At 47.0% G+C, this 12,543-nt stretch carries 15 protein-coding genes and 1 tRNA gene; 12 read left to right on the forward strand and 4 right to left on the reverse strand.

Features of this window, described 5'->3' with window-relative positions; all coding sequences use genetic code 11:
- The first annotated feature begins 24 nt into the window (after positions 1-24).
- Both E4T81_RS10595 and E4T81_RS10600 read left to right on the forward strand, forming a co-directional pair.
- Positions 25-798, forward strand: coding sequence for a dihydroorotate dehydrogenase electron transfer subunit (locus E4T81_RS10595; protein WP_135044316.1), 774 nt, complete (start codon positions 25-27; stop codon positions 796-798).
- Positions 786-1,691: a dihydroorotate dehydrogenase gene (locus E4T81_RS10600; protein ID WP_135044318.1), complete on the forward strand. Its 906-nt coding sequence runs from the start codon at positions 786-788 to the stop codon at positions 1,689-1,691. The genes E4T81_RS10595 and E4T81_RS10600 overlap by 13 nt, the downstream gene beginning before the upstream one ends.
- Here the strand turns inward: E4T81_RS10600 and E4T81_RS10605 are convergent.
- Both E4T81_RS10605 and E4T81_RS10610 read right to left on the reverse strand, forming a co-directional pair.
- Positions 1,684-2,505, reverse strand: coding sequence for a transporter substrate-binding domain-containing protein (locus tag E4T81_RS10605; protein WP_135044320.1), 822 nt, complete (start codon positions 2,503-2,505; stop codon positions 1,684-1,686). The two genes, E4T81_RS10600 and E4T81_RS10605, sit on opposite strands and share 8 nt — an antisense overlap.
- Positions 2,506-2,513: 8 nt before the next feature.
- The gene (locus E4T81_RS10610) at positions 2,514-4,505 is read right to left on the reverse strand and encodes a putative porin (protein ID WP_135044322.1); all 1,992 of its coding nucleotides are present in this window, start codon (positions 4,503-4,505) and stop codon (positions 2,514-2,516) included.
- Between the two features lie 273 nt (positions 4,506-4,778).
- On the opposite strand from E4T81_RS10610, the gene E4T81_RS10615 reads away from it, so the two are divergent.
- Genes E4T81_RS10615 through E4T81_RS10625 form a run of 3 tightly spaced genes read left to right on the forward strand, consistent with a single transcriptional unit; the run spans position 4,779 to position 6,439 of the window.
- The gene (locus E4T81_RS10615; RefSeq protein WP_135044323.1) at positions 4,779-5,423 is read left to right on the forward strand and encodes a 50S ribosomal protein L25; all 645 of its coding nucleotides are present in this window, start codon (positions 4,779-4,781) and stop codon (positions 5,421-5,423) included.
- A gap of 11 nt (positions 5,424-5,434) precedes the next feature.
- A complete protein-coding gene (pth, locus tag E4T81_RS10620) occupies positions 5,435-5,998 on the forward strand; it encodes an aminoacyl-tRNA hydrolase (protein ID WP_135044325.1) in 564 nt (187 codons plus the stop codon).
- A 3-nt stretch (positions 5,999-6,001) separates the two neighbouring features.
- Positions 6,002-6,439 carry an RNA-binding S4 domain-containing protein gene (locus tag E4T81_RS10625; protein WP_135044327.1) on the forward strand — a complete coding sequence of 146 codons (438 nt, stop codon included), beginning with the start codon at positions 6,002-6,004 and terminating at the stop codon, positions 6,437-6,439.
- Between the two features lie 72 nt (positions 6,440-6,511).
- On the opposite strand, the gene E4T81_RS15630 is transcribed toward E4T81_RS10625, so the two are convergent.
- Together E4T81_RS15630 and E4T81_RS10630 are read right to left on the reverse strand one after the other, a co-directional pair.
- Positions 6,512-6,594 (reverse strand) — tRNA-Ser (locus E4T81_RS15630).
- Positions 6,595-7,069: 475 nt separating this feature from the next.
- Positions 7,070-7,567, reverse strand: a complete 498-nt coding sequence (locus tag E4T81_RS10630; protein ID WP_135044329.1) for a hypothetical protein — start codon at positions 7,565-7,567, stop codon at positions 7,070-7,072.
- A 335-nt stretch (positions 7,568-7,902) separates the two neighbouring features.
- Between E4T81_RS10630 and E4T81_RS10635 the strand changes: the two genes are divergently transcribed.
- From E4T81_RS10635 to E4T81_RS10665, 7 genes are all read left to right on the forward strand, one after another.
- On the forward strand, positions 7,903-8,106 hold the full coding sequence (locus E4T81_RS10635; RefSeq protein WP_135044331.1) for a hypothetical protein: 204 nt from the start codon (positions 7,903-7,905) through the stop codon (positions 8,104-8,106).
- Between the two features lie 66 nt (positions 8,107-8,172).
- Positions 8,173-9,123 carry an ATP-binding protein gene (locus E4T81_RS10640; protein WP_135044333.1) on the forward strand — a complete coding sequence of 317 codons (951 nt, stop codon included), beginning with the start codon at positions 8,173-8,175 and terminating at the stop codon, positions 9,121-9,123.
- A complete protein-coding gene (locus tag E4T81_RS10645; RefSeq protein ID WP_135044335.1) occupies positions 9,104-9,949 on the forward strand; it encodes an HNH endonuclease in 846 nt (281 codons plus the stop codon). Before E4T81_RS10640 ends, E4T81_RS10645 begins: the two co-directional genes overlap by 20 nt.
- 1 nt (position 9,950) lies before the next feature.
- Positions 9,951-10,349: a hypothetical protein gene (locus E4T81_RS10650; RefSeq protein WP_135044337.1), complete on the forward strand. Its 399-nt coding sequence runs from the start codon at positions 9,951-9,953 to the stop codon at positions 10,347-10,349.
- Positions 10,346-11,566 (forward strand): DEAD/DEAH box helicase, encoded by a 1,221-nt coding sequence (locus tag E4T81_RS10655; RefSeq protein WP_135044339.1) that lies wholly within the window; start codon positions 10,346-10,348, stop codon positions 11,564-11,566. The genes E4T81_RS10650 and E4T81_RS10655 overlap by 4 nt, the downstream gene beginning before the upstream one ends.
- A gap of 1 nt (position 11,567) precedes the next feature.
- Positions 11,568-12,023 (forward strand): VRR-NUC domain-containing protein, encoded by a 456-nt coding sequence (locus E4T81_RS10660; RefSeq protein ID WP_135044341.1) that lies wholly within the window; start codon positions 11,568-11,570, stop codon positions 12,021-12,023.
- 4 nt (positions 12,024-12,027) lie between these two features.
- Positions 12,028-12,543, forward strand: a 516-nt coding sequence (locus E4T81_RS10665) for a hypothetical protein (RefSeq protein ID WP_135044343.1), incomplete at its 3' end; no start/stop codon positions are given.

The raw sequence follows: 12,543 nt of genomic DNA on the forward strand, positions 1-12,543 counted from the left end.
TATTTTTGTGGAAAATATTCCAAAATGAAAAAGTACATAATGGATTTTCATGTTGTCGAAAATCGACACATACATGAGCTATATTCCTTGCTAATATTAAAGCCGGCTGAGGGAACTTTGCCGGAGCTGATGCCCGGGCAGTTTGTCCAGGTTTCGATTGACAACTCCAAGACCACATTCTTGCGTAGACCGATTTCCATAAATTATGTCGACCGGCAAAACAATCAGCTGTGGCTGCTTGTAAGGAAGGCAGGAGAAGGCACACGTGCATTATGTGAAAAGAGTGCGCGTGACACCGTCAACCTTCTGCTCCCCCTCGGCAATGCATTTTCAATGCCCGGCCAGGGCGCAAGTGTCTTGCTTGTCGGTGGCGGTGTAGGAGTCGCCCCAATGCTTTTCTGGGGCGCCGAGCTCAAGCGTCTCGGATTCCGTCCTGAATTCTTGTTGGGTGCGCGTTCTGCAAATGACATCCTGGAGCTTGACGAATTTACCGGCATTGGCAAAGTCTATGTCTCCACTGAAGACGGTTCGCTTGGCGAGACCGGACTTATCACTGCAAACACTATTTTGTCGCGGCACACTGACTTCATTTATTGCTGCGGACCGGCACCGATGATGAAAGCAGTGGCAAAGAAAGCACGTGAGGTAGGTGCGACATGTGAGGTGTCGCTTGAAAACATGATGGCTTGTGGGCTCGGCGCCTGTCTGTGCTGTGTCGAGAACACTGTGAAAGGAAATGTGTGTGTATGTACCGAAGGCCCCGTTTTTAATATAAATGAACTGACATGGCAAGATTAGAAGTAAAGATAGGCGATCTCTCATTTAAGAATCCAGTATTGACTGCATCCGGCACCTTTGGTTACGGACTGGAGTTTTCCGATTTCATTGACCTGAACCGCCTCGGAGGCTTCGTTGTAAAAGGAACCACCCTTCATCATCGTGAAGGCAACCCCTATCCGCGTATGGCTGAAACACCGTCGGGAATGTTGAATGCCGTGGGGCTTCAGAACAAAGGCGTGGATTATTTTATAGAGAATATATATCCGGACATAAAGGATATTGACTCCAACATAATAGTAAATGTATCGGGAGCCACGATCAGTGATTATGTAGCCGTATGTGAGAAGCTCAATGAGCTTGACCGCATAAAAGCGATTGAAGTCAATATTTCCTGCCCGAATGTAAAACAGGGGGGCATGGCTTTCGGAACTACATGCGAAGGCGCTGCTGAAGTTGCGAGGGCTGTAAGAAAAGCCTACTCAAAGACTGTGATAGTAAAACTGTCGCCCAATGTGACAGATATCGTATCGATCGCCAAGGCGGTCGAAAATGAGGGCGTGGATTCGCTGTCGCTTATTAATACGCTTCTCGGAATGGCTATAGATGTTGAGCGACGCCGCCCGTGCCTATCCACGATTACCGGAGGGCTCTCAGGCCCGGCAGTGCGTCCTGTGGCGGTGCGTATGGTTTGGCAGGTTGCCCACGCTGTCAATATACCTGTCATCGGTCTTGGCGGCATAATGGACGGCAGAGACGCGCTTGAGTTTATGCTGGCAGGCGCGACTGCAGTGGAAGTAGGCACAGCCAACTTCGTAGACCCCGCTGTGACGATGAAGATAATCGACTACATGGACGATTATTGCAACCGCCATGGCATTGAAGACATAAACGATATAATCGGCATTATTTAAGATATCGCTTGCGGAGAGCATCATATTCCCCGGTAGCTTTTATATCGTTAATCCATAAATTAAGACTGTCGCTAAGCGATGGTCTTTTTTCGCTTACTATCCACGACTGGAACTGAGTAAACGATATGTTGGTGCTGATGTCAATGTCAGGATAGTCCTTTGCCATGTCACGGGCCACACGCTCGCTTATGACGGCATTATTGATTTCTCCTGTTGCAACCAATATGACAAGTTGCTCCGCGCCGTATTCCGGCTCGCATTTCATGTATATCGTGTCCCCTATCTCATGTCCGAGATTTACGATACGGCTTTTCACCGACGAGCCTTCTACTACCCATACAGTGTCGCCCGCAAGGTCGAGCTGCGATTTGACCGGAGCCTCTCCTGTCGAGTCGCGACGCTGTACCAATACCTGGCGGTCAAGCAGCACCGGTTCAAGCAGGTTATAGTTGTCCTTGAAATCGGCGGTCGCCGGCAGGTCGGCGGCGAGGATGTCGTAGGTATTGTCTTCAATATATCCGAGCGATTGCGACAGGCTTACTATCGGATGAAATTTCAATGTCAGCCCGTGGTCGCGCGCTATGATGCGCAGAAGGTCGTAATTGAAACCGCCTAATGTGTCTTCATATCTGTAGAACGACATCGGCGAATACTCTATCGCGACGTCAATCGTGTCGCCTCCGGAAGAGACATGACGAGGCGGGACATCGGAATGGCCGCATCTACGGAGCGAATACATCGCTCCGAGAGCAAGTCCGAGTCCGGCAAGCAACACTATTGTATTGCTTTTCTTTTTTATCGGTTGGTAAGGCATCGTTTTTATCAGTTGGCAAAGTCAATCGACACACCCATCTGGAAGCGTCGGGGATTAAGAGGATAATGAGGCATGGAGAAATAGTTGTCTCCTGTCAGCCCTTGGTTGACATGACTGAACAAAACATAAAAACGCGCTTTGCTCAACTTCATGTTCACATAGGCGTTCATGAAAGGATAATTTCCACATTCGATGTCTTTCTGGTTGTAGAAGCTCATTGTGGCGGGCTGATAATCCACAGCCTTGTACTTTGTATAATAATCGCAGTCCACGCCAAATTGAACATGCAGTACCCTTGCCACCGTAAAGCGAAGATACAGGTTGGAGTAAACCGAAAGACGCGGCAGCGGGATTACATTGGCGTCGGATGTTTCCTGATAGGTGACACGGTTATCCCAATGAAGCGGACCAAACTTGAAGTTCTGATTGATTGACGCGCTGAACACTTGCACGTTGCCACTATGCTGCACCGGCATGCACGACGAGTCGAAATATATAAGATTCTGCGCGTTCTCTACCCCGACATTAATATATGTGCGCGTATGCGGTATGTTCAATATTCCGCCAAGGCGCAGGCTGCGGGTCTTTCCGAAATTATTTTCCCAGATGAAATGGTTTGACACATAATGGTTGAGCAGATACGGAGCCTCAGTGTTGTGAAATTGACCATAACCGGTTATCGTCACCGAGTCCCCGAAAAGTCTGAATCGGGTTGACACATTACCGTCGATGTCAATGTCGCCGATTGACGAGCCGAGAAGCCCGAAGCGGGCAGTGGCTTCATATGTAAGCAGCGAGCCGCGCTGCTTTGTGAGCTGCCCGCCCACCCACAGAAGGTTTTGGACCCCTTTGATTGCAGCAGCCGAGACCGGATATGGTGTCAGACCTTCAGGGCGGTTGTCACCGGTGGGTATTGTGTCGTGGTATTGGCTGTATTTTCTTATCTCATGAGTCAGAAATGCGGTAAGCCCGAATTTTGCAAATTTATTGAACTCTTCAAGCAACGACACCCCTACCGTATTGGTCAGAGACCAGTATTTGGTTTCGTCATTGCTTCCGTCAAGATTGAAGTAGCTGTTTTTCCAAAATTCATTGTCGCTCGAGCCTGTGTCTATAAATTTCCGTCGTCCGGTCTTGTAGTTCAGTGTCCAGCTAAAGCTTGACACCGGAACAAACTCTTCAACCGTTGTGCTGTCATCGACCTCCACATCCTTCCAGAATCCGACCTTGTAGGCATTGTTCATGTAAAGCTCGCCGCCCACCACTCGATTGAATGCACCGGTGAGGCGCGTCGGTATCGACTTTGCTTGAATTGTGGTCTGTCCGCCCTGCAGCTGCGCCGGGTCGGTTATGTATAGGTCGTCGGTGATACCTCCGTTTTCTTTGCCAAGCGAATTCCAATGGTTGTAAAACGCCTGCATTTCATAACGGTCGCCTATGTATGAACCAGAGGCGCCCCATGTAAGTCCTTTGACCGCTTGATAATCGTAGCATCCCTTGGAGTACAGATAGTCAAACATGGCTCCTACTTGTGCCCTCTTGTTTATATTGCCGGAAAATGTCGCGGAAAGGCGGTCTTGCGAATTGTCCCTTGTCCCGGCAGTGTTGTATGACAGGAAGGTCATAGGTATGCGGGAATTGAAGAACTCTTGGGTGTCAAGTGACGGCAGCCACGCGGCAAGCGCGTCTTTAAACATAAATTCGCTTGTGGGCTTCCGGTCAAAGTATATCAGGGTCTCGCCCGGACCACCGAGATTGCCGGTGATTGCATATGCCGGGCCAAGAGATGCCGGGATTGATCTCTGCCCGTAGTTGAACAGTGACGTGTCAACAGGCGCAGGCTCACGAAGGCCGAGCGGGGGAAGGATTCGCCATGCATATATTTCTTGCTTGATATCGGATTCCTTGACCTCACCGGATGATGATTGAGACGGCTGCTGTGCAACCACCCCTATGGTAAACAATGCCGAAAGGCATACAGTTATGACAGTCTTATTCATAATAGTCGCAAAGATACTAAAAATCCAAGATATAGTACACAAATTTAATATGGCACACATAACAGTGGCCTTTGAATATCGAGAATTTGGCGAGAAAAGGACATAAAAAAAGTAGAGGTGAAATAAATACAGAAAAATAGTCCTGGTTATTCTTGCTCACTCCATGCAAAAGTGTTAACTTTGCACCGCTTTTTAGCATCCCCGTGTGATGGGAAATTAAGGAGCATTATTGAAATCACTTAATTTTGAGTAACACAACAATTTAATTAACTAATGAAGACTTATCAATTGACAGCCGAACCGCGTACAGGACTCGGCAAGAAGGCAGCCAAGGCGCTCCGTGAAGAAAACAAGATTCCCGTAGTACTTAACGGAAGCGACATCGTGACACTCCCCTACACCGCAGCTCTCAAGCCGGGTGAAAAGCTCGTTGAAATCGGCAACGGAAAGGGTATCATCACTACCGACCTTACAGTAAAGGCTGAGGATGTGCGCAAGCTTATCTATACTCCCGACATCTTCGCTATCGAGCTCACAGTTAACGGTGAAAAGCGCAACGCTGTGCTCCGTGAAGTTCAGTTCCACCCTGTAAAGGACACCATCCTTCACATGGATCTTCTTGAAGTAAACGACAAGAAGCCCGTGGTTGTTGAGGTTCCTGTTAAGCTTGAAGGTCACGCTGAAGGTGTTAAGGCCGGTGGTAAGCTTACTCTTTCTATGAAGAAGATTAAGGTTAAGGCTACTTACGACCAGATACCTGAGCGCGTTGTCATCAATATCGATAACCTCGGTCTTGGAAAGACTCTCCAGATTGGCGAGCTCCACTTCGACGGTCTTGAACTGATGAATGCAAAGAACGCTGTTGTCTGCGCTGTTCAGCTCACTCGTGCCGCTCGTGGTGCTGCCGCTAAGGCATAATCTTACGGGACATGAAATACTTGATTGTCGGATTGGGTAACATCGGTGACGAATATCGAGGCACCCGCCACAATATAGGTTTTAGAATATTGGATGCCTTTGCCGAGGCATCCAATATTTCTTTTACTACAGAGCGTTACGGAGATGTGGCACACATGAGGGTAAAGAACAAGCAGCTTACGTTGCTTAAACCTTCAACCTACATGAATCTTAGCGGCAACGCCGTGCGCTACTGGAAAGAGAAGGAAGGAATTGACGTGGACCACATTCTTGTGCTTGTAGATGACATAGCTTTGCCCTTTGGCGCTATCCGCATAAAATCGGGAGGAAGCGACGCCGGTCATAACGGACTTAAAAACATAGCGCAGATGCTCGGCACTCAAGCCTACCCCCGGCTTCGTTTCGGAGTAGGCAATGACTTTCCGAGAGGATGTCAGGTCGACTATGTGCTCGGTCAGTTTACGCTCGACCAGCGCCAGCAGCTGCCTGTGCGTGTCGATGTGGCTTGCGAGGCGATAAAGGCATTCTGCCTGTCAGGTATAGGCTTTGCAATGTGTAATTTCAATAATAAGTAGACTATGGCAAAGACTGAAGAGCGTATTGACAAGTGGATGTGGGCGACCAGAATATTCAAGACCCGCACCATTTCGACCGACGCCTGCAAGAAAGGGCGCGTAATGGTCAATGATGTCGAGGTAAAACCCTCTCGCCTCATAAAGGTCGACGACATAATAAAGGTGCGCAAGCCGCCTGTCACCTACTCTTTTAGAGTAAAGGCATTGACTGAAAACCGACTCGGAGCAAAGTTAGTGCCTGATTATCTTGAAAACATCACGCCCAAGTCAGAGCTTGAGTTGCTTGAGGTCGTAAAGATAAGCGGTTTTGTTGACCGCAGAAAGGGTCTCGGACGTCCCACCAAGCGCGAGGGCAGAGAATTGTCGCGTTTCAAGGAAGACGTCTATGATGACGGATGGGATTTTGACTTTGATTTCGATGACGATGACTCTGATGAATAAGCGGCGCCTTTGTTGACACCGGATAAGACAAGCGGGTTTCATATCTTGACGATGTGAAACCCGCTTGCTTTGCGGAGTGAGGGGGATTCGAACCCCCGATACGCTTTTGGCGTATACACGCTTTCCAGGCGTGCGTGGCCTCTCCCGTATCATTCTGTCATTAAATGATTTGCGATTTGTCAATTTTCTGTTTGCGGGTGAGTTGCGCAAGAGCGGTGATTTTAACATTTAGGATATTCTCTCTCGCACTTGCGGCTTCACTTCACATTTGCTATGCAAAACTACACACTTTTAATCATATTTGCAAGTCTTGACCGAATTTATTATGGATTGCAGTCTTGAATCATCCTCAACCATAGAGTCAAGCAGTCTTTCATTAAAGTGCTGGCATGTCAACACGCCTAATTGTTCAGCCAGACGATATACCCGGCTGAACAGCTTGGCTCGTTCTTGCGTAGAGGTTGGGATTGAAGGAGGAACTATTGTTAACAACCTGCAACCCCACCCCTCGCAATCATTCGTAAGACGACACCAGTCAGATCCCGTCCTGAGACGTCGGCAGTCATTTATGTTTGAGCACATCTTTCAAATTTTGAAGGAATATGTTGCGATAGTGCATCTGGATAAATGTCATACTGTTTTTTTCCCTGCCATTCCAAGATCTTCCTCGCGCTGTTCGATGTCAAGCTCTCGAGCATTAAGTGCTGCTTCGCGTTCGTTGAGCTGACGCTCGAATTCGGTAAGGCGCAACGAACGGTCGTTGACCTGATCGAGCATATCGACCACACGATGCAAAAGTCCGCTGATGTCAGAAAGACCTCCGTCAGCAACCGGTTCAATCTGCGGTGGCTGCTCCTCCATTTCTTCTTGGTCTCTATCGATAGTCACACTCCCCTCACCAGTAAAAAGGTAAGATTTATTTATCTGCGGAAACCTTTCGCAGATAAGAGCGGCGATATTCGGGTTGACTTTCTTTGTACGTCCCCGCTGAAGATCGAATATCCTCTGGTAGTTAATGCCAATGGCTTCTGCGAACTTTGGTGCATTAAGGCCGACAGCATCCAATACATTCTTGATGATGTTGCGAGTTATGGGAATGAACTCGTCTTGTCTTACGTTATCCTTCATATTTGCAATTAAATTATTTTTGCTATTGCCTCTAATCATTTCCACAACCAACGCTAATGAAAGTTGCAAAGATGATTAAAAAATGTTAAATCTTAGCTTTTATTGCAAATATGATTATTTTCACTTGGCGAATATTGCGAAAATGATTATCTTTGCATAACTAAAACTACTAAGACTGCCACAAAGGTAGTCATATTCTCGCTTAAATGCAAATAAGTATCACATCAAAAATCAGCAAAAATGAACAGCCTGATTGACATTCATCGTAGAAGTTCCGAGTGTGGTTATCAAATTCCACACTCGGACACTGCCGCACATAAAAGAAAGGAGGCGGTATGGAGCAAGTGACAAAACTTCCAATCTCACCCACGCTTAGGAATCTCAAGCCCGGGGAGAAAGCAGTATTCCCAATCGAGCAAAGCAGCTCAGTAATTGCCATTGTCAGCAAGTTCAGAAAGGACATGGCGAGAATTGGCTGGGAAGTCGAAACAAAAGTCGACACCAAAGCCTACACAGTTACGGTCAGTCGCACACAGTAAATGCAAATAAGGAACGTCTGCCCCTATGCAGACAAAATTAAATATCATTCATAAACTCAATTCAACATGGGACTCATCAAGAAATCCAATGAATTAGTCATCCCACAAACGGTCAAAATGATGATCTACGGCCAAGCCGGTATGGGTAAGACAACCGTTGCGCTCAGCGCGCCAAAACCACTTCTCCTCGACTTTGACAATGGCGTCAAACGAGTTAATCTCGCACACCTTGAGAACGTAGACATTGTTCAGGTCGAAAACTGGAAAGAAATCCAGCAGCTTCTTCAGCAGGACCAAGGAGACCTCGCCCCCTATCAGACAATTGTGGTAGACACAATCGGCAAGATGATGGACTACATCATCACTCACTGTTGTGGCACCCGACAGCCCCAAATTAAGGATTGGGGGCGTATCAACCAGGAGTTCACATGGTTTACACGTGCGCTATCTTCCCTCAACAAGCACATCGTCTTTGTGGCCCACCGCGACAGTCGAAAGGAAGGAGACGAGACGGTGTTCATACCATCGCTCCGCGAAAAGTCTTACAACTCCATCGTTACAGAACTCGATCTGCTCGGCTACCTCGAAATGAAGTCAGAGCGCGGGGTGCAGAGCCGAACAATCACATTCGACCCAACATCACGCAATGACGGCAAGAACACATGTAATCTCCCGTCAGTAATGCAGGTTCCCACTATTCTAAACTCCAAGGCAGAACCTATCGCCTCTAACACGTTCATCACGGACCAGGTTATCGCGCCCTACCTTTCTATGCTCTCCGTTAAGGCGGAGGAGCGTAGAAAGTATGACGAACTCATTGACACTATTGCCGAAGATGTCAGCAACATAACTGACGCTCAGTCGGCGAATGACTTCGCTGCCAGAATCAAGGAATACAAACATATCGGCAGCTCTATGGCAAAGGCCCGTTCTCTGTTCGGTGCAAAGGTAAAAGAACTCGGCCTCGTCTACGACACCGAAAATAAGACCTATACCGATGCAGAGCCGGCAGCATGATGTCAACGTCTCGTATAGATTCTATGCGACGTTGCTCGATGGCTTCCAAGACTATCTGAACAGCGACACTATTTGGGAGAAATACTGGGGGTATTCCGAGAATCCGCCTCACACTCCCGAAGAGTTCAAACAAAAGCAGTTTCAATCATTCATTGACAGAATCAACCGTGTACCCTTTGACAGCGAAGCTGCTGATAAGGGCACGGCGTTCAATGAAATTATCGATTGTATGATTGAACACCGCAAGAGCGATAAGGTCGATGTCAGGTATGCCTACGAAACTATCGTAATGGGCCAGGTCGATAACTGCGACCCCGATGAAAGATGGGCCGAAGTATATCAAACAAATAAGGTAATCGGTCTCAACGCCACCTATAATAATAGACAGTTCTATTTCGACATCAACCTCTGTCGGGAGTTCGCCAACTATTATAAAGGTGCGTTAACTCAGCAATTTGTCAAAGCAATTGTTCCCACTCGATATGGGAACGTAGAGGTCTATGGGTATGTCGACGAACTGATGCCACAAAGTATCCATGACATCAAAACTACCGGAAAATATTCAGTAGGCAAGTTCAAGGAGCATTGGCAACATATAGTTTATCCCTACTGCTATCAGCAAAACGGTATAAACATAAGACTGTTCGAGTACAATATTGCAGAGATTGACAAATACGGACGTTGGGAAACATTCACCGAATCATATATGTATAAGCCGGAGCGCGATATCCCCAGGCTCGTAAACATGTGTGAGGAACTGATACGATTCCTGATGGAGAACCGCCATCTTATCACCGACCGCAAAATCTTCAACCTATCAGCATGAAATGGTAGCAACCGCCATACTGATAAAGAATGCTTCCGAAGGGACACGGATTAACCGCTCTCTTGTGGATATGATAGAGTCTTTACCTGAGGGCAAGTATCGAATCGTCATAGAGCCGCAGAGTGTGCGCCATTCCGTGCCCCAGAGGAAGCTTTTATTTATGTGGATGTCGCTACTGGCACGGGAAACCGGCAATTCTAAAGTGAGCATATACAATTACTATTGCTCCAAGTTCCTGCTTGAGGACATGCCAAGTGTATCAGAAATGTCACCGGCACAGTTGACTCATTTCATGCACGAGATAGAGGCCGATGTTGCGCAGACGCTCGGATTCTCATTGCCTATACCTGACGACGGAGAAGATTTTATAGCGTTTCTCAAAGACTTCAAGGATAAATGAAATATACCCTAAGAGATTATCAGCAAGCCGCGTCTGACGCAGCAGTCCGTTCCTTTAGGTCCAGCAGCCAAAGGAATGGGATTCTTGTGCTTCCGACGGGAGCTGGGAAAAGCCTCGTCATTGCAGACATAGCCCATAGGCTCGACGGGAATGTTTTGGTGTTTCAACCCTCCAAAGAAATACTTGAACAAAACTTCGATAAATTGAGAAGTTATGGGGTCGAGGATTGCTCAATTTACTCAGCCTCATTCAACTCAAAGAAAATTAGCAGAATAACATTTGCGACCATTGGCAGCGTGAAGTCACACATGGAAGACTTCAACCATTTTAGATACATCATTGTCGACGAGTGTCATGGAGTAAACCCGCAGGGCGGAATGTACAAAGACTTCTTTGATTGCGCCAAGAGAAAGATAGTGGGCTTGACCGCTACACCATACCGCCTTACAAGTGCGCAGGTATGCCTTGACGAAAACGGGCATTACAATCCATCTTATGAGCCTCAGAGCAAGTGTATACTCAAGTTCCTCACAAGAACTCGACCGAGAGTGTTCCACGATGTCATATACCAGGTCGAGATTCAAACATTGTTACAGAGGAGCTATCTTTCGAAGTTAAATTATTATGATATGACTATTCTTCCCCAGGAAGGATTGAAACGCAATACTACCGGCATGGATTTCGACGAAAAGAGCCTATTCGAGGAATTTCAACGCGTGAATCTGCAGGATCATCTGGTGAGCATTATACGACGACTGCAGAAGCCCAAAAGTGGTATACCGAGAAAAGGAATACTGGTCTTTACAAAGTTCCTCGAAGAAAGCGAAAAACTCTGCCACAGTATTGACGGATGTGAAATGCTAAGTGGTGAAACGCCGGCAAAGGAAAGGAAGCGAATAATCGACGATTTCAAGTCTGGCAAAATAAAGGTACTCACCAATGTAGGTGTACTTACCACCGGTTTTGACTATCCTGAACTCGATACCGTTGTCATGGCCCGGCCGACCATGTCTTTGGCTATGTATTATCAGATAGTAGGTCGCGCAATTAGACCACATCCGGACAAGGAAGCTGGTTGGATTGTAGACCTTTGCGGAAACATTAAGAGATTCGGCAGGGTCGAGGATTTAAGGCTTATGGAACGAAAGCCCGGCGAATACTTTATTCAGGGCATTGCCGACAATCAATATAAACAGTTAACAAATACATACTTCTAATATGGCACCAAGAAAAGATTCTCACAATATGCGTGTGCTCCAAGCTATACGAGAGGGGCGCGATCCTAAGGCAGTCAAGAAACCACCGCGAGACGCTTCGTTAGGCCCGTCTGAAAGCGAGATTCAGCAGTCGTGTATAAGATGGTTTCAATTGCAGCACCGAGCCCTATGGGAAGACGGTGTGCTATTCCATATAGCCAACGAGGGCATACGCCTCGGCGGGCAGGGCCGACGTGTGAAAAGAGAGGGAATTGTGCGAGGTGTAGCCGACTTATGTCTGGCTATGCCTCGTCATGGTTATGGTGCACTTTACATAGAAATGAAGCGGCCAGACAGGTACCAATCTCCCGAACAGAAGACATGGCAGAAGAACATCGAACGACATGGAAATAAATATGTAGTTTGCAAATCCCTTGATGAATTTGTAGTGACAATCAACAGGTATTTAGCGCAATAATCCAATGAAAATACAACTCCCTGAAAACATAAACCAGCACTGGCTGTGGGATGATCCCACCAAATTCCAATGGTGGATACAGCTTTTGAAATTGGTCGGCGACGGTGATAGTGAAAGAACCGTCCGGGGGGTAGTGTGCAAATTTGGCTTTGGAGAGATTGTTACGACGCAAGGAGAGCTTGCAAAACTATGGGGAACTACAACTGAAAAAGCTCAGGCTTTTCTGCGCAAATTGGAGTCAAAAGGAGAGATTAGACGCAAAACTGACGCAAAGCTGACGCGGATATTTATATGTAATATAGCGGATTACGACACACTCGGACGCAGTTTTGACGCAAAGTTGACGCAACGACGCAAAGTTGACGCAATCTTAACGGAGTTAATTAGTGTAATATCAAGCTGTTCCGAAGATGATAGACGTAGTTTTGACGCAGTTTTGACGCAGTTAGCGAATTTTAAAAGAAAAGAACCAAAAGAAAATATATATATACAAGCTGTCTCTAATACACATTTCCGAGCC

The organism is Barnesiella sp. WM24 (assembly GCF_004570975.1).
GTDB lineage: Bacteria > Bacteroidota > Bacteroidia > Bacteroidales > Muribaculaceae > Muribaculum.